General features: G+C 71.1%; 20 protein-coding genes and 1 pseudogene. 13 read left to right on the plus strand and 8 right to left on the minus strand.

Annotation, left to right across the window (positions count from 1 at the left end; genetic code table 11):
- Positions 1–419: 419 nt before the first annotated feature.
- On the minus strand, positions 420–821 hold the full coding sequence (locus tag BJP40_RS08520; RefSeq protein ID WP_079171019.1) for a hypothetical protein: 402 nt from the start codon (positions 819–821) through the stop codon (positions 420–422).
- A gap of 210 nt (positions 822–1,031) precedes the next feature.
- Here BJP40_RS08520 and BJP40_RS08525 point away from each other — a divergent pair, with 210 nt between their 5' ends.
- The 3 genes from BJP40_RS08525 to BJP40_RS08535 all read left to right on the plus strand — a co-directional run bounded on the left by BJP40_RS08525 (position 1,032) and on the right by BJP40_RS08535 (position 3,573).
- Positions 1,032–1,787: a GntR family transcriptional regulator gene (locus BJP40_RS08525; protein WP_071279866.1), complete on the plus strand. Its 756-nt coding sequence runs from the start codon at positions 1,032–1,034 to the stop codon at positions 1,785–1,787.
- Positions 1,788–1,969: 182 nt separating this feature from the next.
- On the plus strand, positions 1,970–3,007 hold the full coding sequence (locus BJP40_RS08530; protein ID WP_071279867.1) for an AAA family ATPase: 1,038 nt from the start codon (positions 1,970–1,972) through the stop codon (positions 3,005–3,007).
- Complete coding sequence (locus BJP40_RS08535; RefSeq protein ID WP_071279868.1) at positions 3,004–3,573, plus strand: guanylate kinase; 570 nt, start codon at positions 3,004–3,006, stop codon at positions 3,571–3,573. The genes BJP40_RS08530 and BJP40_RS08535 overlap by 4 nt, the downstream gene beginning before the upstream one ends.
- A 7-nt stretch (positions 3,574–3,580) precedes the next feature.
- Here BJP40_RS08535 and BJP40_RS08540 read toward each other — a convergent pair whose 3' ends face one another.
- The gene (locus BJP40_RS08540) at positions 3,581–4,420 is read right to left on the minus strand and encodes an NAD(P)-dependent oxidoreductase (protein ID WP_079171020.1); all 840 of its coding nucleotides are present in this window, start codon (positions 4,418–4,420) and stop codon (positions 3,581–3,583) included.
- A 4-nt stretch (positions 4,421–4,424) separates the two neighbouring features.
- Complete coding sequence (locus tag BJP40_RS08545) at positions 4,425–5,075, minus strand: HAD family hydrolase (protein ID WP_071279869.1); 651 nt, start codon at positions 5,073–5,075, stop codon at positions 4,425–4,427.
- Between the two features lie 126 nt (positions 5,076–5,201).
- Here BJP40_RS08545 and BJP40_RS31560 point away from each other — a divergent pair, with 126 nt between their 5' ends.
- Positions 5,202–5,456 (plus strand): helix-turn-helix transcriptional regulator, encoded by a 255-nt coding sequence (locus tag BJP40_RS31560; protein WP_236246848.1) that lies wholly within the window; start codon positions 5,202–5,204, stop codon positions 5,454–5,456.
- A gap of 943 nt (positions 5,457–6,399) precedes the next feature.
- On the opposite strand, the gene BJP40_RS08555 is transcribed toward BJP40_RS31560, so the two are convergent.
- Positions 6,400–6,930, minus strand: a complete 531-nt coding sequence (locus BJP40_RS08555; RefSeq protein WP_071279889.1) for a hypothetical protein — start codon at positions 6,928–6,930, stop codon at positions 6,400–6,402.
- Between the two features lie 77 nt (positions 6,931–7,007).
- Between BJP40_RS08555 and BJP40_RS08560 the strand changes: the two genes are divergently transcribed.
- The 3 genes from BJP40_RS08560 to BJP40_RS08570 all read left to right on the plus strand — a co-directional run bounded on the left by BJP40_RS08560 (position 7,008) and on the right by BJP40_RS08570 (position 11,658).
- Entirely contained in the window at positions 7,008–9,602 is a 2,595-nt protein-coding gene (locus BJP40_RS08560) for a hypothetical protein (protein ID WP_071279871.1), read from the plus strand.
- Positions 9,599–10,441 carry a DciA family protein gene (locus tag BJP40_RS08565; protein ID WP_071279872.1) on the plus strand — a complete coding sequence of 281 codons (843 nt, stop codon included), beginning with the start codon at positions 9,599–9,601 and terminating at the stop codon, positions 10,439–10,441. The genes BJP40_RS08560 and BJP40_RS08565 overlap by 4 nt, the downstream gene beginning before the upstream one ends.
- A gap of 107 nt (positions 10,442–10,548) precedes the next feature.
- Complete coding sequence (locus BJP40_RS08570) at positions 10,549–11,658, plus strand: protein kinase (RefSeq protein ID WP_071279873.1); 1,110 nt, start codon at positions 10,549–10,551, stop codon at positions 11,656–11,658.
- A 185-nt stretch (positions 11,659–11,843) separates the two neighbouring features.
- Here BJP40_RS08570 and BJP40_RS08575 read toward each other — a convergent pair whose 3' ends face one another.
- Complete coding sequence (locus BJP40_RS08575; protein ID WP_071279874.1) at positions 11,844–13,631, minus strand: hypothetical protein; 1,788 nt, start codon at positions 13,629–13,631, stop codon at positions 11,844–11,846.
- A gap of 229 nt (positions 13,632–13,860) precedes the next feature.
- On the opposite strand from BJP40_RS08575, the gene BJP40_RS08580 reads away from it, so the two are divergent.
- The gene (locus BJP40_RS08580; RefSeq protein WP_071279875.1) at positions 13,861–15,012 is read left to right on the plus strand and encodes a serine/threonine-protein kinase; all 1,152 of its coding nucleotides are present in this window, start codon (positions 13,861–13,863) and stop codon (positions 15,010–15,012) included.
- A gap of 114 nt (positions 15,013–15,126) precedes the next feature.
- Here the strand turns inward: BJP40_RS08580 and BJP40_RS08585 are convergent, their stop codons facing one another.
- The gene (locus BJP40_RS08585; RefSeq protein WP_071279890.1) at positions 15,127–15,474 is read right to left on the minus strand and encodes a DUF6300 family protein; all 348 of its coding nucleotides are present in this window, start codon (positions 15,472–15,474) and stop codon (positions 15,127–15,129) included.
- Between the two features lie 152 nt (positions 15,475–15,626).
- Positions 15,627–18,296, minus strand: a complete 2,670-nt coding sequence (locus tag BJP40_RS08590; protein ID WP_071279891.1) for an ATP/GTP-binding protein — start codon at positions 18,294–18,296, stop codon at positions 15,627–15,629.
- A 197-nt stretch (positions 18,297–18,493) separates the two neighbouring features.
- On the opposite strand from BJP40_RS08590, the gene BJP40_RS08595 reads away from it, so the two are divergent.
- Entirely contained in the window at positions 18,494–18,763 is a 270-nt protein-coding gene (locus BJP40_RS08595; RefSeq protein ID WP_071279876.1) for a hypothetical protein, read from the plus strand.
- Here the strand turns inward: BJP40_RS08595 and BJP40_RS08600 are convergent.
- Positions 18,727–20,505 (minus strand): zeta toxin family protein, encoded by a 1,779-nt coding sequence (locus BJP40_RS08600; RefSeq protein WP_256220682.1) that lies wholly within the window; start codon positions 20,503–20,505, stop codon positions 18,727–18,729. The genes BJP40_RS08595 and BJP40_RS08600 overlap by 37 nt on opposite strands.
- 212 nt (positions 20,506–20,717) lie before the next feature.
- Here BJP40_RS08600 and BJP40_RS08605 point away from each other — a divergent pair, with 212 nt between their 5' ends.
- From BJP40_RS08605 to BJP40_RS08620, 4 genes and pseudogenes are all read left to right on the plus strand, one after another.
- Positions 20,718–22,970 carry a helix-turn-helix transcriptional regulator gene (locus tag BJP40_RS08605; protein WP_071279877.1) on the plus strand — a complete coding sequence of 751 codons (2,253 nt, stop codon included), beginning with the start codon at positions 20,718–20,720 and terminating at the stop codon, positions 22,968–22,970.
- A 12-nt stretch (positions 22,971–22,982) separates the two neighbouring features.
- Entirely contained in the window at positions 22,983–23,540 is a 558-nt protein-coding gene (locus BJP40_RS08610) for a DNA-binding protein (RefSeq protein WP_071279878.1), read from the plus strand.
- Positions 23,541–24,207: 667 nt separating this feature from the next.
- Positions 24,208–25,317: a bifunctional DNA primase/polymerase gene (locus BJP40_RS08615; RefSeq protein WP_079171023.1), complete on the plus strand. Its 1,110-nt coding sequence runs from the start codon at positions 24,208–24,210 to the stop codon at positions 25,315–25,317.
- Positions 25,314–25,853: pseudogene (locus BJP40_RS08620) on the plus strand (DNA primase); the annotation flags it as partial. The gene BJP40_RS08615 and the pseudogene BJP40_RS08620, both read left to right, overlap by 4 nt.

Here is a 25,853-nt window from a genome sequence, read left to right on the forward strand (position 1 = left end):
GGGTAAGGGCGGTGCAAGGTATGCCGCGTCGTTCTTTAACGTCGTGGGACTGTCGGCCCTCCGCACTCGCCACCAGTAATGAGCACCTGGCTGGAGATAGCCCAGGCCACGCTGCGAGAGCGTGCCCGGCGGGTCAAAGCACGTGCCGACTGCCACCACCAGGGGTAATGGCGTCACACGACGGGTTTCCACTCACCTTCGGCCGGTGTGGTCACGGTCGGTACTGCGGTGGTGGATCACGCTGTGGAGTTCTCAAAGACCGGCCGCTTCCTTTCCAAGGCCCCCGGGATCGGGATTCCGGGCTTGGTCCGGGCGGATGGTGTCGGGAGTCGCTTCCGGCTCCCTCATCCGGCGCCGCCCTACGGGGGCGGTTCCGGGTGGGGGAGCCGGGTCCGAAGACCCGGCGGTGGTGCGGGAGGTCAGGCCGCGATCGGCAGGGGCGCCGCGGCGGCCAGCCGCGTGATGCGCAGCTGCGCGGCGTAGGGGAGGAGCACGTCGACCAGGCGCTCGCGCACCAGCTCGGTGATCGACGGGTCGGCCGCGAGGATGTCCTGCGCCGCTTCCCGCCGCGCCCCGGACTCCGCGATGACCTCGTTGCGCGCCTTGGTCTTGCCCTTCGTCACCGCGTCGGCGGCGTCCCACTTGGTCAGCTCGTCCGACGTCACCAGCCCGTACATCTCGAGCGGCGTGCCGAAAGCGATGTCCAGGTCGATGTCGGCGAAGTCGGGGAGCGGCACCTCCACCGCCTCCAGGAGCGCGAGCGTCTCAGCGTCGAAGTTCTCGGTGGCGAGGCTGGCGGCGGGGCGGCGGGTGACGTTCATGGGGGTGGAGCTCCCTTCAGTAGCGGTCCGCCGCAAGGGGCGGGATACGTCGATCAGGTGCATTCGGGCAGGCGAAATAAGCGCCTTTTCGGCGTTCCTCCGGGTTCGGAGCGCCGCTGACGACTACGAGAATGGAATCTTCTAGAAGACTTGTCAAGGTCTTCTAGAATGCTGTTGACTGGATGGTGTTCCGACCAGGAAGGAGCTGCCGTGAATCCCGCAGCCCCCAAGACGCCACCAAAGTGGCGGCAGCTCGCCGACGAGATCGCAGCCCAGATCGCCAGCGGCGTGTACGCGCCTGGTGACCGGCTTCCCTCCGTCCAGGCCCAGGTCAGCGCAGGTAAGGGCGCTACCGCGACAGTCCATCGCGCATACCAAGCGCTGGAGGCCGAAGGACTCGTGCGCACCCTGCAGGGAAGCGGCACGACGGTCCTGGGCCCCGAGAGTGCGCCCTCGGGCACGATCACCGGCGCAGCCCGCCTTGAGCGACTTCGTCGAACCGGACGAGCGCTCGCCCCGCGGGAGGACTACGTGAACTCGCGTTCCGTCCTTCGCTCCTGTGCAGACCCTGAGGTCGCGGACCTCCTCGGCATCGACCTCTACGACGAGGTGGTTCTGAGGAGCCGGACGTTCGTGCGGGACGACAAGCCCACTGCGCTCGCCCTGAACGTGATCCACATGCGAGCCCTGATCGCTCTCCCTGAGCTGCTCGACGCCGGCCCCATGGCGAAGTTCCGCCACGACCTGTACGCCGAACGCACGGGCAAGACCATCACTGCTGGCCCTGAGCGAAGCACCGCACGGCTGGCGTCCGATAACGAACTCAGCGAGTTCGGCATCGACGTGCCCCCGGACATCCCTGTACCCGTGCTGGTGCTGCGAACCGTCTACTCCGACGAAGACGGTCCCCTGGAGGTCTGGGAGGACATCCTCCGCCCCGGCATGTGGCACAGCAGCAGAGCCTGAGCTCGTAACTCCAAGCACTGTGCCCCCCTCTCGACCAACTCGTCTTGTGGGGGCAATCACACTCGCGGCGGAGGAAACGGAACATCACAGCGGCTTGTCGAAGCCTGTACGCAGGTCCATTCACGGGTTTTCAACATCCGCGTACACACGGGATTCGCGGCCCGAGCCCTAGGCTCGCGCCCATGACGATGGCGGAGGGGCAAAGGGTGGGGAAGCAGCGAGCAGGGTGGAGGCCGGACCGGCTGCGCGAGCAGCGGGAGGCCCACGGCCTGACCCTGGAGAAGGCCGGCGAGCGCCTCCGGGCAGTTGCCGAGCAGGCCAAGCTCAAGGGCATCCCCGCCGCGAATCCCCAGACCTTGTGGCAGCACGAACAGGGCGAGGTCTTCCCCGGACCTCACTACCGACGCGCCTACTGCCTCCTCTACCGGGCCACCGAACCCGACTTGGGCTTCCGGGCCCCTCTGCCGGGTGAGGAGACGTCCTTCAAGCTCACGCCGATGGACGACCGCCTCAATGGCTCGCACGTTTTGGCTGTTGAGCGCGCGATTCACCGCATCGCCCCGGGCTCGGAAGAGGCCGACCACTTCGACTTGCAGCAGCGGATCATCGACGCGTGGAAGCGCCGGCACACGGGCGGGGACCCGCACCGTCCGGTGCTCATTCTGGTCGGCGGGTTCGCCGGTTCCGGGAAGACGGAGCTCGCCCGCTTCTTCGTTCAGCTCACCGGCTGGCCGCTGCTCGACAAGGACCCGCTCACCCGCCCGCTCGTGGAGCGCCTCCTGGTCGCGCTGGGCGGCGACGCGAACGACAGGCACACCGAGCTCTACCGCGAGAAGGTCCGGCCGGTGGAGTACGACTGCTTGATGCAGTCGGCGATGGCCAACATCAAGTGCGGCATCTCCACGGTGCTGACCGCGCCGTTCATCGCAGAGATGACGGACCCGGCCTGGATGCAGCGCCTGGCCAACCGCGCGGGCTCGATGGGTGTCGACGTCTTCCCGGTGTGGGTTCGCTGCGACGAGGAGTCGATGCGCGAGTACATCGGATTCCGCTCTGCGGCCCGGGACGCGTGGAAGCTCCAGCGGTGGGACGAGTACATGGCCACGATCGACCTGGACCTGCGCCCGGCGGTGCCGCACCTGGTTGTCGACAACCGGCTGGGGACCGCGGTGACGCTCGCGGACCAGGCCCGGCAGGCGATGGGGGCGATGTACGCGTGACCGGACGGCAGGGCGTGATCCTGTACGGCCCGCCGGCGGCGGGGAAGGACACCGTCACCGCCGCGCTCACCGAACTGCACGCGAAGTACGCGCAGTTCGCCCGGCTGAAGGTCGGGTCGGGCAAGTCGGCCGGCTACCGGATGGGCACCGCGGAGCAGCTGCACGAGCTGGAGGCTGCGGGCGACGTCGTCTACGCGAACACCAGGTACGGCAACACCTACGTGATCGACCGGCCCGGCGTCGACGCGGCGTTCGCGGCAGGGGTGCCCGTGGTGCACCTCGGGCAGATCGACGGCATCCGCGCGCTGGTCGACGGCTACCCGGCCGACTGGTCGGTGGTGTTGCTGTGGTGCCCGCGCGAGGTGACCGAGCAGCGGTCTGCGGGGCGCGGCGACAGTGATACCGCAGCGCGCCTGGCGGCGTGGGACGCGACCCGCGAAGACCTGGACGCGCACCCGGGTATGACCTGGGACCTGACCGTGGACACCACGGAGGCGGCCCCGCAGGACGCGGCTCGACTCATCGACCAGCTGCTGGCGCAGCGGGCGGGAGCGGCGTCGGCATGAGCGCGGGCTACGGGTGGGCGAGTCGGTCCAGGGCGTCGGTGAGCGTGAGCGCGCTGTCGTCCTTGACCTCGTGCCACCGTGCCAGCGTGGACGCGGCCGCGCGCAGCATCTCGGGGGGAAGGCCGGCGGCCGCGAGGGCGTCGGCGGCTTCCTCGAGCTCCGGGCCCCAGCGCCAGGCGCGGGCCGCGGTCTTGGCGACGTACTGCGGCTCGGACAGGTACGAGTCAGTGCGCTTCGAGGCGACCTCGATGAGCTCTTGGTCGACGCCGTGCTCGCGCGCCATCCCGATCGCGAGCGCCACCAGCACCCGGCTCGTCTTCTGGAAACTGGCGTACGACAGCTTCAGCGCCGACGCCTTCCCGATCCCTGCGCCTAGCACCGCCGTCTGGACGGCGGTGCCCGCGAACAACGCCTCGATGCGCTCGGTCGCGGCGGTCGGGCCGGACAGGTACAGGGTCGGCGTCTTCCCGCGCACCGGCGGGGAGCCGACGACGCCACCGTCCACGACGGTCGCGCATGGTTCGAGCAGCCCGGCGATTCGCTGGACACGCTCGGGGCTGATGGCGTTCGCTTCCACGTACACCCCCGCGAAGCGGAGCCCGGCGGCGTCACGAGCCAGGTCCTCGGCAGCGGCCGGCGGGCAGAGGCTGATGACGATGTCGCTGCGGTCCAGCAGTTCGGTCAGCGTCGCCACGGGCATCAGCCCGAACCGGGCGGCACGCTCCACCGAGGCGGTGCTGCGCCCGGTCTCGCACCACAGGACTGCGGCCGCGTTGGGCGCGGCGCAGGCGGCGACAGCGGCGCCCATGGTGCCGGGGTGGAGGATGCCGACGGTCGGCTGGTCCACGGTGCTACTCCAAGGTCTCGTTGAGCAGGATGGTGATGGCGTCGGTGACGTCGTCGACCACGTGGTGCGCGGCGGGGAGTCCCTCGGGCCAGGGGCGGCCGCGCAGCCAGATGGTGCGCAGACCGGCCTGGTGGCCGCCGCCGATGTCTCCGGTCGGGTCGTCGCCGATCATCCAGCCGCCGTCCGCGAGGCTGACGCCGCAACGGGTGGCCGCGAGTTCGAAGAGGCGGCGGTCCGGCTTGCGGATCTCCAGGTCGCCCGAGGCGGCGACGCCATCGACCAGGTCGGCGAGGCCGGTCCCGGCGAGTTTGGCGCGCTGGATGTCGCCGGCCCCGTTGGTGATGATGCCGATCGTCCAGGCGGCAGCGCGCAGGCAGGCCAGGCCCTCGAGGACCTCGGGGCGGCAGGTGACGGCGGCCGACATGAGGTCGACGTACTCCTGCCACAGGTCCGCGGCCGGCACCTCCAAGCCGAAGATTTCCCGCAGCCGAGCGAAGTCGGCGACGTTCGCACGGTCGACCAGCTCGGTGCGCAGCCACTGTTCGGCAGCAGGTGGAAGGGCATGAGCGCGGCACATGCCAGTCACGGCATTGCTGAGTGCCGACTGCCGGTCGGCCAGCGTGCCGTCCAGGTCGAAAAGCGCGAGGCGGGACATAGGCACGGACCCTATCGGGCGAGGCGCGCAACACAGTTCGCGGTAACAACGCATCCCGAACCTAGATCACGTGGTGTATCTTTTCACGATACGTTGCCTGAGATGGGGGCTGGAATGCCGGATCCGATGCGTCGAATCGATGCGGTCGTGGATGCCGACACGCTTCCCCCGCCTCGCGTTCGACAGCAGCTGCGCCTCGCCGGGGGCCTCACTCAGGCGGAAGTCGCCGAGGTTATCGGTGTCAAGCGTGTCGCCGTCGCGCGGTGGGAGGCAGGACTCACCCAGCCCCACCGCAACAATCGCCTGAAGTACGCCGAACTCCTTCGCCGGCTAGCCGAGGAACACCCGGCCGCCGTACGGGAGGTGCCGGGTGAGGACTGACCTCGCGCCCGATTTCGGGTACGCCGACACCGGCCTCGGAATCAAGGGGGTCGGGGTGACGTAGCGCCACCGGCCGCGCGCGCCAAATGAGTGGACGGCAATCCACTTCGGCCTCGCGCGGCCCTTCACGCCGACCAAAAGTCGGCCGCCCAGTCCCCGGTTCCCGCCGGCCCTGGGCTCCAGCTCATCGAGCTGGGTCTTGCAATCCAACGCACCACCCGGTCCGCGAGGACCAAGCAGTAACCGCAGCGGCCCCCCGGCAAGGGGGCTTCTGCACCACACCACCGAAGTGGCAACTCGTTCCTCGGCCCCGGCAAGGGCCTTTGGAACACCCGTTCGAAGCACGCAAAGGAGAGAGGACTCGCCTCTGGTTCTTCGTCCGGTGCCCGCTCCTCACGGAGGGGGCGCCCCGCCCGTCCGATCTCCAGTGGAGGTCGGTCCTTGTTGATCTATATGGAAGGCGGTTAACGCCATAGTGCACGAGCTCCGGCCGACTTGTCAGGTCGACCACGACCAGGTCAGTACCCCCTCTGGGGTGATTACCGCAGGTTGTGGTGTCCCCTCCATGGGAATTGTGACGTACATCACACCCCTGGACTGTCACACGGGTACCTCCTGGTCGGCGGCCCGTCCGGCCTTCGGGATGAGCGCGGAGGCCGCATCGGTCGCCGCGCTGGACCACCACATCGACGACTTCATCGACAACTCCGTCGACGCCGCCCGCGGGGGTGCCTTCCCGTCTGACGGGACGGGTTCCAAGATCGTTGACCGCCGCGCGGGAGCGACGGGGGGTATCGGCACTCGCCGGGCCCTGTCCACAGGCCGACTGGTGCAGGGTCGGCGGGTGGATCACGAAACAGCAGCTCTGGCGGCTCCCGACAGGGGTGTCCGCTTTGGCGCGTACACCGGCCCGATGACAACACAGATGACTCCGGCTCCCGGATCAGTCGGCGGTGACCTCCACCGGCGTGTCCGCTTTCTTCTCCACGAACACCCAGCGGTCGTTCCTGCCCGTTCCGGGTGGAACGGTCATCCACAGGGATCCGTCGTCGGCAATCAGGAGCACTCCCCGCGCGTGGAGAGTGTGCAGGTGCTCTCGCGCCTCTTCTGGTGGGATGCCCATGGTTTCGGCGAGGTCGGTCGCAAGGTCTGTCCGGACCACGAACTGATCGAGCTGGCGCGCGGCCATGATCGGAACGCGCGGTCCGTAGGTCCTGCGGTACTCCAGCACGAATCGCATACCGAGAGCCGCATCGGAGTCCGGCCCGAAGTCGTCGTTGACCTTACTCATCACCTCTTCGTCCGTACGGTTCGGCGTGTCCCACTCCCGGTAGTGGATGCCTGGCGGTTTGAGGTCGTAGAGGTACTGCGGACGGGCTGGCCTTACGGGGCGTGGGCCGATGCGTTGGGCTGCTGCGGCTCGGCGGGCGGCTTCGCCGGCGCGACGGGCGGCGGAGTTCTTCTTGGCTGCCATGTCCCGCACAACGATCGGGTCAGCAGCAGGTTCCCGTTCACCCCGGTGTCCCACGTGGACGGGGGTGCGTTCCTGTGATGTCGAGTGCGGCGCTCCTCGCGATGCAGCCGGACCCGTCCGAGGACTCCCTGAACAGCTCTGCGGGCATTCCTCGGCAGCGGGCCGCGCTGCGGTCGGTACCGGCCTCCGGCAAGCCGGGCGACGGCGGCCTGGATGACCCGCTGCGTCTTGGTCGCGCGATGCGGCTGCGGTTGCTCGCCGCGGTCCAGGCGCTGCTGGCGGACCCGTCGATCGCCGGGCAGTCGGACGTGGCGAGGCTCGCGGCGGTGGTGCTGTACGCGAAGTCGCGGGCGCCGAAGGGTGCGAAGAACGACAACCAGACGTCGATCTGGGTTGCGGAGCTGGGCCGGTGGATGGGCGTGGGCGAATCCACGGTCAACCGCCGGGTGCTGGTGCCGCTGCGTGCGTCTGACGGGCTGCACACCAAGGAGAAGAGGAACGCGAAGGGGCGTCCGACCGGGCTGGAGTGCCTGGTCATGCCGCTGTGGAACGCCCGTAAGAGCGGCGGGGCCGCGCACCCGCTGGCGCTGTCGAAGGCGGAGCTGGCCACGCTGCTGCGCCTGTGTGAGGCGCTGTTCGGGCCTGGCTGGACGCCGGAGGACAAGGAGCCGACGCCGCCGGGGCTGCTGGCCGGCCGTACGGGCAAGGGTGCTGCGACCGACCGGCTCGGGCTGCTGCTGATGGTGCTGAACACGCGGGCGTCGGGCTGGCTGCAGCTGTGCGGCGGGTCGGTGAAGGCGAAGGAGGGGCGCGGGGCGGCGACGCTGGCCCGGCTGTTGGGCTGCTCGCCGTCGGGGGCGCGGAAGGTGCTGGCGCGGCTGACGGAGGCCGGTGTCGTGGCGCGGGACCACCGGGACACGGCGACGCGGATGCGCGGCAAGGGCCGGGTCATGCTGCTGCCGGTCGCCCGCGCGTACGGCCGCACCCCGGCCTCTGTGGAGGCTGTTTCGGGCTTGGGAACGGTGTTTTCGCAGCGTCCCGCTGGTGCAGTCGGAGATCATGCTCCGGCCGCTGCTGCGGGTGCCCTTGGGGCGTCTGGGATCGGCGGTGCTGAGGAGGCCGGGGATGCGGCGGTTCAGGAGCGTCCCGATGGTGCAGAGCTCCACGCAGACCACGCTTCTGTGGTTACTCCTGTAGTTCCTCCGCAGCTCTCTGGTGGCTTTTCCGGCGAAGGCCGTGGGGGTGAGGGTCGTCGGCCGGGACGCGCGTGCGTGCGCGAGGACCAGGCCGTCGACGGCGAGAGCGCCGTTGCCGGGTCCGGGAGCCTGGTGGCCGGGGCCGACCCGCTTCGCGGTGAAAAGCCCACCAAGTCACCCGTCGACGAGCAGGAGCAGGCAGGCACCATCGCCGCTGGTGCTCGTGCTGGTGCCCGGCTGACGGTCGTCGGTGGTCGAAAGACGCAGCAGCAGGGGCGGCCGGAGCTTCCCGCCGATCTTGACCTGCGGGTGGCTCTGGCGCCGGTGTCCTGGCTGTGGCGGGGACTGAACCGCTGGCAGCAGGACCGCGTCGTGGAGGCCGCGAAGGTGGAGCTGGCGCAGTTGCGGAACGTGCTGGAGTGGTCGGGGCAGGCCCCGTCTGCGCTGGCTGCCCGGCTGACGTCCCGGCTCGAGGAGACCGGCGGCGAGGCCCTGGTCACCCGCCCGTTCGGCTGGATCACCCGCCGTGGGCTGGTGCGCCGGCCGTCGTGTTCGGACGTGCGGTGCGACGACGGCGTCCGGCTCGACACCGGTGCCGACTGCGACAACTGCGCCAACATCCTGCACTCGCGGCGGGCGTGGCGGGTGCGGATCGCGGCCGAGGTCGACCAGGAGCTGCCCGGCCTGGAGCAGGATGCGCGGTACCGGGAGATCGAGGCCCGGATGCGCCGTCACGCCGAGGCCGAGGCCGCCGGCCTGGTGGCCCGTCAGGCCGAGGCCCGGGAGCGGGAGGCGCAGGCCGCGGTCGAGCGGGAGCGGGCGGCGGCCGAGGCGGCGGCCCGGCAGGCCGTGGCGTGCCAGGAGTGCGGCCGGGAGCGTTCGGCCGGGCTGTGCGAGGCGTGCGGCCACCGGCGTCAGGTCGAGGTCCTGATCGGCGAGGCCGGTCTCCTCGCCGCCGCCTGGTCGGCCGACCTGACCGACCCGGTCGCCGTCGCGGCCGTCGTCGCCGAGGTCCGTACGGCCATCGAGGACGCCATCGCCGCCGCGTGGGCTCAGTTCCAGGAGATCACCGACCCGGCCGCCCTGGAGGCAGCCGGTCCGAACGCTGTCGAGGACGCCGCCGCGTACAACGCGGTGCTGACTGCCGAGAGCGCGGCCGCGGAGTACCGGCACGAGGCCCTGGTGATGCTCGGCCGCAGCGAGGAGGCCCAGGCCGAGGCCCGCAAGGCGTACGCGACCGAGCTCGCCAAGCCCTGGTTCCAGGCCCTGCCCGACAGCGACGACGCCCAGCGCGCGGCGACCGGGGCCGCTGCGAAGGCGCAGACCCGCACCGCCGAGCACCTGCTCGCCGTGCGGCTGGAGCAGCTGCACATCCAGGCCCGCCCCGCCCCGGTCCGGGGCGCTGCATGGTCGCGGCGTCTGCCCGAGCTCGCCGCCCGCCAGCTGGACGGCGAGGCCCTGGAGGTGACCGCGTGAGTGCCGTTCCGGAGCTGTCCGGCGTCGACCTCGCCCGCCAGGCCCTGCTCGCCGCCCGGGAGGCGGCGAAGAAGAACGGCGCCCAGACGAAGAAGCCGAAGAGGCGCACCGGCACCTCCGTGCGGCGGGACGGCCGTGAGCCGCTCGGGCTCGGTGCGGCGATCGGCATGATGATGACCGAGCGCGGCATGGTCGCCCCGGCAGCCGGCGGCAGCGTCCTCGCCCGGTTCGACGACATCCTCGCCGCGGCCGCGCCCGAACTCGCCGGGCATGTGAGGGCCGTGGGCTTCGATGCGGACACCGGCCGCCTGGACGTCGCTCCCGACGCTCCTGCGTACGGCACGCAGCTGCGCTGGAGTGCGCCGAAGGTGATCGCGGCGGCCAACGAGCGGGTGCAAGGCGCGAACGTCCGCTCCGTTCACGTCCTGGCGCCCGCGCCCGCGAAGGCTGGCCCTGCCACGGCGGCCGCCGCCCCGGCCCCGCAGCCGACGACGCCCGGCGTCCCGGTGGAGCGCCGGATCCCGCCCGAGGGATACCGCCGTGCGATCGAGGCGCACCGGCAGGCCGCCCGGCCGTCCCTGGCGGACCCGGCCATCGAGGAGGCGGTGGAGCGACAGACCGCCGCGATGCGCGAGCTGTCCCGCCGGGCCTTCCCCGAGCCCAACGTTGTCCCGGACGACGCACCGGCCCCGATCGGCCAGGCCCGCGTCGAGCGCCGCCGTCAGGCCGCGGCCACCGAGGCCGCCGCCCTGCGCCGGGCGAGGCAGGAGCGCGCGGCCCGGGAGCTGGGGACAACCGTCGACCTCCTCCGGCCGACCGCACTGCGCGACACGGCTTGAGCAACCAGTACCCCCTGTTACTGGTGGTTGCCGCGGCGTAGCGTGACGGGTACACGTCTGGTACACCGTGCGCCGCTGCCGCGGTGAGCGTCGAAAGAGGGGGAGCCGTGCGGGCAGGGACCGTGCTGGACGGCCGCTACCGACTGATCGAGCCGATCGGTGCGGGCGGCTTCGGTCAGGTCTGGAAGGCGCACGACCCCAAGGTCGACCGGCAGGTGGCCCGGTTCGCCCGCGAGGCTGCGGTCGCCGGCGGCCTGTCCCACCCCCGCATCGTCATCGTGCACGACTTCGGATCCGCGATGTACGACGGGCGCCAGCACGCCTACCTGGTGATGCAGCTGCTGCCCGGCAAGTCGCTCAGCACGGTCCTCGAGGCCGGGCGGCTCCCCTTGTCGAAGGCCATGTACACGGCGGCCTGTGTCGCCGACGCCCTGGAGGCCGCGCACGAAGCGGGCCTGACTCACCGGGACATCAAGCCGTCCAACATCATCGTCCGCCCCACCGGCGAGGCCGCGGTCGTCGACTTCGGCATCACCCGCAGCAGCGACGCACGGCACGACATCACCACCACCGGCGTCCTGATCGGCACCCCCGCCTACATGGCCCCCGAGGCCCTGTCCGGCACGTTCGACCACCGCTCCGACCTGTACTCCCTGGGCTGCGTGCTCTACGAGATGGTCACCGGCCGCCGGCCCTTCACCGGCACCTCCTGGCGCCTGGTCAACCAGCACCTCACCGAAGACCCGGCACCGCTGCGCACCCTGCGGCCGGACGCCCCCGCGGAGCTGGAGCGGTTCACCAGCCGGCTCCTGGCCAAGGACCCCGCCCAGCGACCGGTCAGCGGGCAGGTGTGGGCCGCCCTCAAAGAGATCAACGACCGGCACTTCGGGGCCACCGCGCCCAGCCGCGGCAAGGACCTCGCCCACGACATCGACGTCACCCCGGCGGAGGCCACCCACGGCGCGGTCATCCCCCTGCGGATCACCGTGCACAAGCCCTGCCCCGCCTGCGCCACCAGGACCGACGAGAAGGCGGCACGGTCCTGCACGACCTGTGAAGGGGAAGGCCGGCTCATCCAGGAGCAGCACACCTACAAGGTCCGCATCCCCGCGGGCATCCGGGACGGCCAGAAGGTACGGATCCGCGAGCTCGGCGGCCCCGGCAAGCACGGCGGTGCGCCCGGCGACATGTACGTCACCGTGCACATCATTGGCTGATCAGCCGCCAGACCTCGGCAGTACCGTCCCGGGAGGCAAGGCACGGTGTCCGACTGGTTGTCACTGGAGGGGCCCCTCTTTACGGCGTAAAGAAACCGCCGCATACCCCGATACCTCCCGCCCGGTCCACGGCTGACGACGGACGCCGCCTTGCTTCGGAGTGTGTGGCCGGCGCAGCGGCCCGGTCAGGACGTGTGTGCCTGTGCGGGCGTGGGGTCCAGGGAGTCGAGGAGCTGGCCGAAGGTGATCTTCTCGTCGTCGTAGCCGAAGGTCATGGCGGCGGCGAGTGCCTCCCACCGCGCCGTGCTTCGCCCGCAGTGCTCCAGCAGGATCGTCAGAGCGACGTCGGGTTCGTGGCGGGCGAGGACCTCGTCGGCGGGGATCTGGCGCAGGTGGTCCAGGGTGCGGTAGCGGGACTTCATGACGGCGCGGTAGACCTCGGAGCGGGAGAGGATCTCACCGGTGGCGGGGGAGTCGAGCCAGGACTGCAGGACGGCCGCGGGGTCGGGGTGCTTGCCGAGTTCCTCGTCGTCCACCAGCCGCACCACACCGTCGTCCTCGTCTTCGGGTACCGGGACGGCGGCCGCCGCGGCCAGGAGCCAGTCGGGGCCGCCGGCCTTCTCGGCGATCCAGGCCAGTTCGGCGGGGTGCAGCCCGCCCAGGACGTCCACGACAGCGGCGTGCGGGGTGTGCGGGTTGGCGGCGAGGACGGTCAGGGCCTGGACCCGGCGGTGCTCGGAGTGGCGTTCCAGGAGCCGGGCCGGGCGGTCGTGGTCAGGGTCGACGTTGTCGAGGACGCGGATCAGGGTCCGGCTCGGCTTGGGGGAAATGACGGCCGGCGGATCCAGTCGGGCGAGCTGGGCGCAGGCCCCGGCGAGGTGGTCAGGGTTGGCGCTGAGGAGGGCCAGGTCCTCGGCGAGACGCAGGACGCGGCCGTCGAACTCGTGGTCGCTTTCCTGCTTCTCGGACCAGGTGAGCAGCTGGCCGCGGGTGACGAGAGCGTCGGCGGCCGCGTGCAGCTGGTCGGCGGCGAGGTCGGCCAGGCGCGGGTTGCTGCGGACGCGGTTGGCGATGTGGTGCAGGGTCCGACGGGCGGTCACCTGCGGGTTGGGCAGGTCGGCCAGTTCCGGCAGGCACAGGGCCGGAAGGCAGGCGCGCAGCAGGTCCTCGCTGAGCGCGGGCGCCGGGTCGACGGGCAGTTCCTCACCATCAGGGTCGGCGGCGCGGAGGCGGGCGTCCTCGAGGGCCTGCGTCTCGGCCTGGTCCAGCAGCAGGTGCTGGACAGCCGCCCCGAAATCGGGGTGAGCGGCGAGCTGCGCCCACCGCTCGGGGCAGCGGGCCAGCATCGCCCAGCCGGCGCGGCCCCCCAGCTCCAGCGACCAGTCCTTCGAGAACGCGGACACCGCCTCCCAGCCCTCTTCGGGCTCCGGGTGAAGGAGGTACGCGGCGAGCGGGGTGAGGCAGGCTTCCAGGACGGCGTCGAACAGTTCCGGCGGCACGGGCGGGGCCGGCGCAGTGTCCTTGGTGCGGGTGTAGCGGTCGGGGTCCCAGTCCCGGACGACCTGTTCCACCTCGTGGTCGGGCAGGCGGGGCAGGAGCGCGATCGCCGCCTCGACCTGGTGAGGGTGCCGTGCCAGCGCGGAGATCAGCCCGGCCCAGGCCCGGCGGTGTCGGAGGATGGCGGGCACGTCGGCGGCGGTCACCGTGCCGTCGGTGGCCAGGGCGGCCAGCGTCTTCTCGTCGGCGTGCACCAGGAGCCGGCCGCGTAGCCGCTTGGCGGAGGCCCGGGTCAGCAGCGCGGGCAGTGCGGCCTTGAGGGCTTCCTCCCGCCACCGGTCGGCCTGGGGGTCGAAGCCGGTCGGCGTCGTCGTCGGCGTGCACAGGGCTTCGATCACTGTCTTGAGGGCTTCCTTGGGGAGGTCTTCGCTCATCGCGAGATCCCGCCACAGCGGGTACGTACGGGCGTTGACCATCCTCGGACCCCCTCCTACACCTGACCCGGCGTCACTGCCTGGTCGCCATCCGTAGAAGCGACCGTACGGCGCACCCGGGCCCGAGCGGGCGCGATCCGTGAAGTCCCGCCACCTCAACCGTGACGGCGGTGGCCGCCGATAGACACTGACCTTGCAAGTTCCTTCGGCGTAGCGTGACGGGTACACGCCTAGTACACCGGGCGTCGCGGTGTACCGAGGAGGGGGAGTCGTGCAGGAAGGGACCGTGCTGGACGGCCGCTACCGGCTGATCCAACCGATCGGTGCGGGCGGGTTCGGGCAGGTCTGGAAAGCACACGACCCGAAGGTCGATCGCTTGGTTGCGGTGAAGATCCTCAGCGAGGACGGCAGCGCGGACAGTGATCGGCAGGTGGCCCGGTTCGCCCGCGAGGCTGCGGTCGCCGGCGGTCTGTCCCATCCGTACATCGTCACCGTGCACGACTTCGGCTCTGCGCTGCACGACGGGCGGCTGTACGCCTACCTGGTGATGCAACTGCTGCCCGGCAAGCCTCTCAGCGCAGTCCTGGAAGCCGGGCGGCTGCCCCTGCCCGACGCCGTGCGCACGGCGGGCTGTGTCGCCGACGCCCTGGGTACCGCACACGAGACCGGCCTAACGCACCGAGACATCAAGCCGTCCAACATCATCGTCCGCTCCAACGGCACCGCGACGGTCGTCGACTTCGGCATCACCAAGAGCAGCGACGAACGGCATGACATCACCACCAGCGGCGTTCTGATCGGAACTCCGGCCTACATGGCCCCTGAGTGCTTCAACGGCACCTTCGACCACCGCTCCGACTTGTACTCGCTCGGGTGCGTGCTCTACGAGATGATCACCGGGCAGCGGCCCTTCACCGGCACCTCCTGGCACCTGATCAACCAGCACCTCAACGAACAGCCGGCTCCCCTGCTCAAACTGCGGCCTGTCATCCCGCCGGAACTGGCGAGGCTCGTCAAGCGGCTCCTGGCCAAAAACCCCGACGACCGCCCGGCCGATGCCTTCGAGGTCATGCTGACCCTCCGCGAAATCGACCGGCGGTACTACGACGAGAACTCACCCAGCCGCGGGCCAGACAGATACGTCCGATCCGCCGTGAGCCCCTGGATCGCAGCCCACGGCGCGATCAAGGGGCTCCAGCTCATGGACCTGAAGCCCTGCCCGGCTTGCGCCGCCAGGCCCAGTGCGGAGGTCTGCGAGTCCTGCCAAGGCGCCGGCGAGGTCTTCATAGAGACCACCCACCGGGTCCGGTTTCCCCCAGGAGTTCGAGCGGGGCAGCGACTGCGCCTTAGAGGACTGGGCTGGCCCGGAAGAAACGGTGGAGAGGCGGGCGACCTCTTCGTCGTTGTACGGATCGAGGGATGACACCCAACCGGCCGGGCGCTTACCTGGAGAGCCTGATCCCGTTGAGCCGCGGCGGCGGGACCAGGCGACGCCCCTCCGCCTGAACGCCCCAGGCGCACCTATGTCGGGGTCTGCTCAGCCCACGCCCTTGGGAGGCATGCCGGTGTGCGGCGGGAAAGCCGCTGCAGGGCCGGGATTGTCGACGAGCACGTACCCGTGCGCGGCCATGATCTCCTTTTGGAAGGCCAGGAGCAGTTCGGCTCCCTCGTGGGCCCGGGAGGTGTCGTTGGCCGCTCCGGAGGTGAAGAAGCGGACGAGGACGCCAGCGGCGGTGTCCCCCGCGTCGCAGGCCGCACACAGTTCCAGGGTGATCGGATTGCCGGACGCATCGAGCTGGGGCATCTGTGCCGCGAGGATGAGCGGGCCGTTGCAGCGGGAGCAGGCCGGGAGGTCGTTGCTACGCCGGACGGATACGTGAGCCATGAGCGCCCCCTTGATCGCTGGGAGCGCCATCCAACCCTCCACGACAGGTGTGGTCAATGCTTTTGCCGGGCTCGGGGGTGCTAGCCGTTTCCAGTGGAAACGGCGGGCAGGGCGGCCCACCGGGTGATCGCACTGACGATGTCGGGTGGCGGTTACCCGGCGTTGCGGATCTGGGCTCGGCGGGTCTGGACGAGCTGCTGCCAGCGGGCGCGGACGGCCTCCTGGCCGTCGAGCCAGTGGGCGGAGGAGCCGTCGGGCAGGCGGAGGCCGGCCATGAAGTGGGCGATGTCGGCGTAGTAGGCGTAGTCGCCGGTCCCGGCGAGTTCACGCAGCCGGTCGATGACGACGCGGACCTTGTTCTCCTCGCCTTGGACGGCGTGATGGAAGGCTAGGGCGAGTTCGAGGACGGCTTCGGCCGCGGTGATGCCGGTGTCCCGGATCTCGGCGCGCAGCGCCCGGGCGGCCTCAAGACCAGGAAGGGCGCCCGTGTCACGGACGAGCGACGCGATCCTCACCGTGAGGTTGGTGGCGCGGAGGTCCAGGCCGGTGAGGAGCTGCTCGGCGAGATGGAGCTCGTCGTCCGCGGTGTCGGGGTCCGTGAAGGCGAGCACGAGCGCGCGCTGGGCCTGGCTGGTGGCGCGTTCTCCGGCGACGCCGTGCTGTTCGGCTTGATCGCGGGCGGCGGCGTAGGCGGTGGCCGCCCGGTTCATGTCGCCGTGGGGCCAGAGGATGTCGCCTTCGACGCGGTGTTGGCGTCCGGCCCAGCCGAGGGTCTGGGCGGTGTCGTACGCGGTGGGGAAGTCGCCGGCGAGGCGGGCGAGGTGGACCAGGCCGCGGCGGGCGGCGGGGGCGAGGCGGCCGCCGCCGTCGGCGACGAGCTGCATCCCTTGGCGGGAGGCGGCGGAGTTGCCGAGGTCGCGGTGGGCCTTGGCGAGGTAGTAGACGGCCATCTCGTGCAGCTCGGTCGGCAGCAGCCGGCTTTCGGCGACCGTGGTGAGCCGGGACACGGTGGCGGAGCGGTGCTCGTGCTGGCGGCGGGCGAGCGCGGCGAGCAGCTCGACGAGGGCGTCGGCCGCGGTCTCCATGCCGCCGGTGCCGTCCGGTCGGGCGGGTGGGGCGATGGGCTCCCACACGGAGTCGCTGACGTACGCCCAGGCAGCGTCGGCGAGCCAGCCGAGGTCGAGCTGGAAGTCCCTGGCAAGGGGGAGACCTTGACGCAGGCAGCCGACCAAAAGCATCCGATCCCGCCCGGTGTGTGCGGTCCATTGGGCGCCGAGGGCGGCCAGGGCTCGATCGGCTGCCTGCTGCCAGTCGCGCGCCGACCAGCGGTCGTCGGTGGCGTCGTCGGCGCTGCGGATGGTGGAGCGGATCAGGCCGTGCAGGTGGTAGGGCCACAGCCCGAAGGGGTTCTCGCGGACGAACGGCCGCTCGATCAGCCGCATCGCCGGAGCTTCGTGCCCCAGGCCGGCGGCCGCCGTGGCGAGGGTGAGGTCGAAGGCGTCCAGCAGGCTGATGGAGCGCAGGACGTGCCGTTCGTCGGGGGTGAGATCGGACAGGGTGCGGGCGATCAGGGCACCGAAGTCGTGGTCGAAGTCGGCCGGGACTGGCTCGCGGGTGCGGCGGATCTCCAGGAAGCGGAGTACCGACAGGTCGAGGTAGAGGGGCAGGCCGTGGGAGCGGTCGGTGATGGTCTGCCGGATGGGCGCGTTGAGGAGGGGCTGGCCGTCGCGGGAGAGCCGGTGGGCGAGGTAGTCGTCGCAGTCCTCGGGTGAGAAGTCGCCGATCAGCACCTGCCGCCCGCGGCCTGCTGCGCTCGTTCCGGGCGTACGCGCCCCGGGGATGGCGGCGCCGGCCAGGCCGGGCCAGGCGGTGGGTCCGGTGTAGTCGAGCTGCCCCTGCAAGGCCGGGTCGGCCCACTGCAGGCGGGAGCGGCCGGTGACGATGAAGTAGGCGTTGGGCATGAGCCACACCACCCGCTGGATGAGGCGCTCGAGGTCGCGGTGGGTGCGGTCGCCGACGTCCTCGAAGGTGTCCAGCAGGATCACCGGCGTGACGCGCTTGTCGGCCGGGAGCTGGGCGAGCTCCCACGCCAGCAGGTGCGGATAGAAGGACAGTGCCTCCACGTCGGGCTCGGCCTCCAGCAGGTCGGCGAGCCGCGCGCAGCGGGCGAGCGCGCGTACGGTCTGCCGCCGCTCTCGCAGTGCCCGTACGAGGGAGCCGGTCACCTGTCCGACGGCGGTGCCGATGCTGCCGGGCAGGAGGAGGGCCTGGGCGACGTCGGCCATGGCGGACTGCATCTGCTGCGGCATGGCCTTGCCGAACCGGCCGACCAGGCCGCCGCGGCGAAGGTATTCCTCCAGACTCTCGCCGGGGTGTTGCTGCTCCCAGTAGCGGCGCAGGGCCACGTCGAAGGCGGGCAGCGGGCGGCCGAGCGTGCTGAGCGCGGCGCGGATCGTCAGGACGAGCTGCTCGAAGTCGGTGCCGGCTGAGCGGGACAGGTCGATGCGTACGGGCAGGATCCGCTCGCCGGCCCAGGTGGGTTCGCCCCACTGCGCGGGCCGGTCGGCGCTGGCCAGTGCGGCTTCCAGCTTGCGGGACAGCGTCGTCTTGCCGATGCCGCCGACCCCGTGGAACGCAAGCACGTTGTCGCGCGGCGCCTCGAGGTCCTCCACGTCGAAGGCCGCATCGGCCGTGTGCCGCAGGTGCTCGCTGAGCGCGGCGGCCACGAGCTCCCACTGCAGCTGGCGGTTGGTGAACGCGTCTCCGGCCTCCAGGCCGCGGTCGTTCGTGCTGAACAGCGCCCGCAGATCCCGACCTGCCACGTCCAACCCCCCGATTCGATGATCACCTCGGGCCAACCTACGCCGCGCGTAAGGCCCCTGGGAGCAGCATCCCCCGGAGGTGGGAGGGCGCGAAGGCATTCCGGACGCGGACGCGGCGCGTCGCGGCGGGGTGCCACCGGAATCGGCCAGGGAGACAATGACCGTTTCCGGGCAAGATCAACACGAAGGTGGTAGCCATGTCCGACAGCCCCGACTTCTCCGGTCTGGAAGGCGGCGTCGAGGCGCAGGCCGCGGACGCCGTGCGGGCGGTGGTGAGCTGGTACAACGACCAGCTCCTCGCCGAGCAGCGCTCCCCGGTGCCTGATGAGGAGCGGATCGAGGAGCTGCGGGCCGGCCGTCAAGCCGCGCTCGCCGACCAGCAGCAGCTTGCGACCGCCGACCCGGATGAAGCGGCCCGGATCACGGAGGTCTACGCGGCCCGGCTGAAGGACCTCGACGCCTCGTAGACCGGCTCCCTCAGCAGGACGGGCAGCGGCCACAGGGAGGGGTGCGGCCGGTCGATCCGGGCCGGCTGCATCCCGGGCGGCATCAGCGGGCGGGCGAGCGCGACCATCTCCTCCAGTTCGTCACGGTGCTGGGGGAGCGCTCGCCACAGACCGTGGTGGAGGCGGAAGAACGCGGCGGCCTCCTGCTCGGTGTACGGGCGTGCCCGTTCGGCCGCCAGGGCCCATGACGCGCTCCCGGCGCCGCCGGCCTCGTGACGCAGCAGGGCACGGCCGTCCCGCCGGATCACCGTGATCGCGGTGATCGCCGGATGGCGCTCGGCGGCGGTGACGACATCGGTGAGCGCGTGGAAGCAGGTCCGGTGCCCCGAGCGCGTGCTGAACCTGGGGGTGAGGCCGATCTGCAGGGACCGGGCGTAGCGCAGCGCGGTGGCCTGACGGCTGTCGGCCTCGCGGACGGCCAGGACTACGAGTTCGACCGGGTAGCCGCTGGCCGCGTACGGCAGTGCGCTGGCGAGGAATTCCTCAACGCTGCCCGGCGCGCCTTCGATCAGGACGTCACCGCGCCGCTCCCGCACGTACTGCTCGGCCTGGGTGAACCAGGCCCGGTAATCCGCCCTGATCGCCGCTCCCGCACGGCGGGGATCCTCGCGCAGCAGCCGCAGGTAGTCCGGGTGCTGGGCCTTGAAGTCGTCGCCGATCAGATGAGTCGTGCCCGGCCGCATAGCGCGCCGCACCATCCTCGCGGCCAGGAGCTTGCCCGCCCCGGGCTGCCCCAGCACGTAGACGGCACGCGGATCGGGCCGGGTGATGATGCCGCTCAGGTAGGACGGGGCGATCAGCTCGTCGAAGACCCATCGGTGCTCGTCGGCGGAGAGGCGGTGGTAGTCGACGCCGGGCGCGCGCCGTCGGGGCTGGGCTATGCGCCGTACGGGCTCGGCGAGCGCGGCGGCGCGTTCGGCGTCCCGCTGGACGGCCAGGCGCCGGTCCTCGCAGTCGAGGTCGCGGTGCAGCCGCTGATCGGTCCGGGCGAGGTCCCGGCGGAAGAGGGCGGTCTCCTGGGCACTCCAGGGACGGGAGCGCTCGTACGCCACCGCCCGCTCGGCCGCCGGCCGACGCCGCCAGATGCCGTCGACGAGCTCGTTGTCGTACAGCACGGTGCCATCGCGCCGTACGACGGTGATGCGGTCGGCCAGGTACTCGGCCTCGATGACCGCCAGTGTCGCCAGCATCTGCTGGGCGCAGGTGTCGTGGTTCTCCCATGACACGTACCGGCCGCCGCCCTGAATCGCCTCGGACAGGAAGCGGTCCACAAGCCCGAGTTGGCTCCACGCCTCGGCCGTCGCGACCGCGACCACCTCGATCCGGTGCCGGGAGCGCCGGTACGCGTACGACGACGTCCGGAACTCCTGCGGATCGGCGAGGGCCGACTCGATGACCGCGTCGAAGCCGCAGGCGCGTACGTAATCTTCGACCGCGGCCTGCCAGCGGCTCGTGTCCGGGCGCACCTGGACGCCGGCGGTGCGGACATCGGCGGTCAGCAGCTCTGCGTACCGGCGGTGCGCCGCCTTGTAGAGGTCGCGGCAGATCCGTACGGCGCCGCCCCGGCGGTCCAGAGCCGCCTGAACGAGGTCGGCGATAGCGGTCTTCCCTGCGCCCGGCTGCCCGGCGACAACCACAGCGACCGGACGGGACTGGCGCACGGCTCCCGTCGTGGCCGCCGGAATGATCACCTGCTCGAGCACCTGGCGGCTCTCTGACTCGGACAACGCCTTCAGAAGGCCGCCTTCCCCCACCAGTCCTCCATGCCGTTCGAGCTCGCGCGGTCGGGACCGAGCAGAGCTGTTCGCACTTCAAGGTCAACATAGCAGGCGTACGCTGAAAGTACGAAGCTCGTACGCGATCCATACGCGTTCCGTACGGTTCATGGGGTAGGGTGTCGGTCAGGAGGTATTCCATGTCCGAGTTGTTCGACGCGGTCGACGCGCTGGTCGCGTCCCGCTCTCCGCTGCCGCTGGCGGAGGAGCGCAAGCGGCTGCGGGTCGCGCACGGCCTGACGCTGGATGAAGTCGCCGCCGCGCTGAAGGTGCGCCGCGCCACGGTGTCCGGCTGGGAGTCGACGAAGAAGCCGACCGAGCCGCGTGGTCCGGAACGCGAGGCGTACGCGCGGCTGCTGGAAAAGCTCGCCGAGCTCTACCCCGCTTCCTCGGTGACGGAGGAGCCGGCCGCCCCCGCGGTACCGGCGACGTTCACCGGCACGCCCGCTCCGGCGGAAGTGCGGACTCTGTCCACAGGGCAGGCGTCCGAGGCTGCGGACATGACTGCAAACGAGAACACCCAGACCAGCTCCGTTCCTGCTGCCGCTGCTCCGGCGGCTGCGCCGCGTCCGGCGCGCACCACCAGGCCGTCGTCGACGTCGCGCCGTCCGGGCGCGCGGAAGGCGGCCCCGGCCGGTACCCCGGCGGGCGGCACCGACCCGCGGTTCGAGAACGGGCCGCTGGCGGTCGTCGACGTCGAGGATGGGAAGGTGCTGGCGTACTGCGTCGGCGGCCTGGTCCTGGACGTGCCCGCCAAGTCCCTGCCGTCCCTGGTGGACTGGACGCTCAAGGAGGCGAAGCTCGGGCAGCCGAGGCTGTCCGGCCCGGGCAAGGACGCCGACCCGCTGCTCGTGCTCACGGAGGCCGCGCTGGAGCGCTACGGCCTGCCCGTCACGCTCACGGAGGAGGAGCGGCTCGCCGGGCGCCTGCCGGAGGGTCACAAGGTCATCAAGCAGCTCGTGCGCGCGGAGTGGAAGCTGACGAAGCGCGGGTTCGGGCCGTGGGCGCGGATCTACCGGCCCGCGACCGGTTCGGAGCGGGCGTGCGTGCAGCTGTGCATCCCGTCGTGGAACGCGCTGGACACCCGGCACTGGGGCGAGGCCGGGCAGCTTCCGCCGGCCGAGCTCGCCCGCGTCCTGGGCGTGTACGCCTCCCGTGTGATGACGCCGCGCGGCTCGACCGCCGTGACCGGCCTGGAGCTGATGACCGCCCTGCACCCGCCGACCTGGGCCTCCGAGCCGGACGCCGACGGCAAGCGGCACTCCGAGCACAACCCCGGCTCGCTCGGCAAGGACGCCATCGACCCGATGAACTGGCCGCCGTGCGAGGTCCCCGACGGCCACCCCGTCCTCAAGGACCTGACGCGCTTTCACGTGCGCGGCCCCGGCGAGAAGCTGTTCGAGGAGGCGTACGACTGGGCGCGGCCGATGACCGACGCGGAGTGCACCCTGCGGCACCTGGTCGGCATCGACGTCAACATGGCCTTCGCCGCCGGCGCGAACGGGCTGAACGTCGGCCTGGGCGAGGCGACGCACGTCAACGCCCCGGCGTTCGACCCGAAGCTGCCCGGCTCGTGGCTGGTCGACCTCTCCCACGTGGACCTGTCCCGGGTGAAGGTTGGCAAGGAGTGGGTGGAGCTGGACGGCTCGCTGCTGCCCTCCCCGTTCACGCCGAAGGGCGAGCGCCCCGAGGGCCCGGCCTGGTACGCGACGCCCACCGTGGCGTACGCCCAGGAGCTCGGCTACGAGGTGCGGCCGATCGAGGCGTGGGTCCGGTACGACAACGGCCGCTACCTGGACGGCTGGTACAACCGGCTCCGTGACGCCTACCTCGCCACGATGGCCGACCTCGGCGTCGACGCCGACCTCGCCCCGGGCGACTTCCTCGCCGCAATGAACGGCTACAAGGCCCGTGACCCGGAGCTGGCGATCGTCGTCTCGGCGGTCAAGGCGACGGTGAAGGGCGGCCTGGGCAAGCTGCGCGAGCGCCCGCGCGGGGAGGGCTGGCGGCCCGGCGAGCCGTGGCGTGCCCTGTCCCGTCCGACGTGGCGGCCGGACATCCGCGCGGCGGTCATCTCCCGCACGCGGATCAACCTGCACAGGAAGATCGTCAAGCATGCGGCGTTCACTGGGCAGTACCCGGTGGCGATCCTGTCCGACTGCGTCGTGTACGCGGCCAACGGGCCCTCGCCGCTGGACTTCCTGCCCTACCGGGACGGCAAGCCACTGCCCGGCGGCTTCAAGCTCGGCATCAACCCGGGCCTGGTCAAGCACGAGGGCACTCAGAGCGTCCTGTGGGGCGAGGAGGTCCGCGACCGGTTCGACGCCCCGGAACTCAACCTCGCCCGGTACATCAAGGACGGCACCGTCACCGACGTCGACAACGGAGAGTAGGAGAAGACCACGATGAGCCTGTTCGGGGACGGCCTGGACGCCGCAGTGCAGAAGGCGTTCACCCGCCCGGCACCGAAGTCGGCCGGCGCGCAGATGCGCTACCTGGTCAAGCAGCTCAAGAGCACCAAGGCAGTCGCCCAGATGCTGCGGGTCTCCCAGCGCACCGTCGAACGGTATGTGAAGGACCAGATCAAGAAGCCCCGGCCCGAACTCGCCGCGCGCCTGGAGCGCGAGGTGAAGAAGCGGTGGCAGCCGCAGATCCGGGCCAAGGCCCGGCAGAAGGCGGCCACCACCGGCGGCATCGTCATCGACACCCGGGCCCGCATGGGCTACACCGCGCCGATCGGGTCGACGGACGAGGACCGCGTCCGACACCTGACCGTCGCCCTGCCCCCGCAGTACGCGGCCCGCCTCTTCGAGGCCCAGGAGGCCGGCGCCACCGACCAGCAGCTCCAGCAGATCGTGGCCGAAGGACTCAAGGAGGTGTACTTCCAGGACGGCGGCCGCCGCGCCGGCAGCCTGGAAGAGGTCCGGTTCACGGACGTCCAGCACCTCGAGTTCGACCTGTAGCAGCCGCCCCCGAACAGCCGGCGAGCCCCGGACCGATGTGGTCTGGGGCTCGCTCGCGTACCGAGCACGTGCGCGTCCTGTACTTCGTCACCGCGCTGCACGCCAGCATAATCGTCGCCTACATCGAGGTCTAGCTCATCCAGACTGGGACGGCGCCGGCCTTGCATCCCCGCCGCGTTCCGACACCCTTCCCGAGAGAGGCAGTCCATGCCCCTCCCGGATAAGTGGGTCGCTTCAGTCGCTTGGGTCGCTGGACCGACCGTCTGCCCTGCCTGGGCAGCGACCGAAGGGCAGCGACTCTGCGCGTCTTCGGTCGCTGGCTAAAGGTGCAGGTCAGAGCTCTTGCAGCCTGAGGGAAGCGACTGAAGCGACTCAAGGTCCGGGTATATGAGCTGTAATGCGTGTGCGCGTGTGCGTTATATATAGGAAAGTTCAGTCGCTTCAGTCGCTGATTGATCTTCCTTACCGGTCTTGACCTGCGGTGATGAGTGAGCGACTCAACAGCTACCGAAGATGCCTTCGGTAGCTGCGCTTGCGGTTCAGTCGCTGACCCCGGTCGCTACCGACACGTTCGGGCGCCAGGTCAGGAGAGATGCGGGGCTCCTGCCATGTTTTCGCTAGTCTGTGTCCGTCGTTGAGTCGCTTCAGTCGCTGATGGGGGAGTCATATGCCTGCTGAGCTGCGGTTTTCCCGCAGCGACTCAGGAGACTCCGCTACCTCCCGTCCAGTCGCTGAGTCGCTCGCCATCGCCCGCTGGTGCGCCAGCAACGGCTGGCCCGTCCACCCGCTGGCCCCCGGACGGAAGACCCCGGCGGCGAACTGCCCCGTGTGCCGGGACCCTCGCCACGACCGCGCTGACTGCGGCTGCCGCGCCGCTGGTCGCTGGTGCCACGGGTTCCACGCCGCCACCCTCGACATGACGCGCATCCACCAGTGGTGGGGCGCCAACCCGGCCTTCGGCGTCGGGGTCGCCTGCGGGCCCGCCAACCTAGTCGTCATCGACATCGACGCCCACCCCACCACCCCGCCGTCGCGCAACCGGCTCCTCCCGGGCATCGCCATCGCTGACGACGTGGACGTCTCCGCCATGACGACCGGCTTCCACAGCCTCGCCGTCCTGGCCGCCCTCGAAGGCGCGCCCAACCCCGCGGACGACACCACGACCCTGCGCGTACGTACCCCCTCCGGCGGGTTGCACATCTGGTACCGGACCACCGACTCCCGCCCCTGGCAGTGCTCCACCGGCACCAGCCCCACCCGGGCCCTCGCCTGGCAGATCGACGTACGCGCCCACGGCGGCTACATCATCGCCCCCGGCACCACCACCAAAACCGGCACCTACACCCCCCTGGGCGCCGCCCGACTCCCGGCCCCGCTCCCCGCCTGGCTCGCGCTGGAGCTGGAACGCACCCACCACCTGCCTGCCGCGCACATCCCGGCCCCGCTCCCCGTCCCGCCACGCGCCCGGCAGGCCGTCATCGCAGCCGGCGGCGGCCGCGACCACGCCACCAAGGCCCTCACCACCGTGCTGGCCGATGTCACCGCCTGCGCCACAGTCCCCGAGAACGCCGGCTTCACCGAGAAGCTCAACCGGGCCGCCTACACCGCCGGGGGCCTCGTCGCCGCCGGACAACTCACCCAGCAGGACGCGGAGCGCATCCTCACCGAAGCCGCCCTCATCGCCCGCCCCGGCCAGGAACGCCGCTCCCAGCAGATCATCCGCAGCGGTCTGGCCGCGGGGACCCGCCGCCCCCTGCACCCCAGGAGCCGCCCGTGACCACCCCGACCGGCGGCAGCGACAACTTCCTCTTCGACTTCGACGCCCACTCCGTCGCAGCCCAGATCCTCGCCAGCAGGCCGCCCGTACCCGCCCAGAGCCACAACCCCCAGCCCACCGCTTCCGCCGGGCCGGCCACCGCCGAGGGACTGCTCCCAGACACCCTCACCGACCGCGGCAACGCCAAGCTCTTCGTCCGCCTCTACGCCAACGACTTCCGCCACGTCCCCGGCCTGGGTTGGTACCGGTGGGACACCACCCGCTGGCAGATGGACGAGGACGACACCGTCCTGTGGGCCGCCGGCGACCTGGGCGAGAACATCGCCGCCAACGACCCCCGCGGCATCCACACCACCGACGCACTGCGGAAGCACCGCCGCCGGGCCCTGAGCACCTCCGGCATCAACGCCATGCTCACCCAGGCCAAATCCGCCCCCGGCATGGTCCTCAACGCAGCCCTCCTCGACGCCGACCCCTACGCCCTGTGCACCCCCGCCGGCATCGTCGACCTGCACACCGGCCTCATCCGCACCCCC

It is taken from the genome of Streptomyces sp. CC53 (assembly GCF_001865245.1).
Classification (GTDB): Bacteria; Actinomycetota; Actinomycetes; order Streptomycetales; family Streptomycetaceae; genus Streptomyces.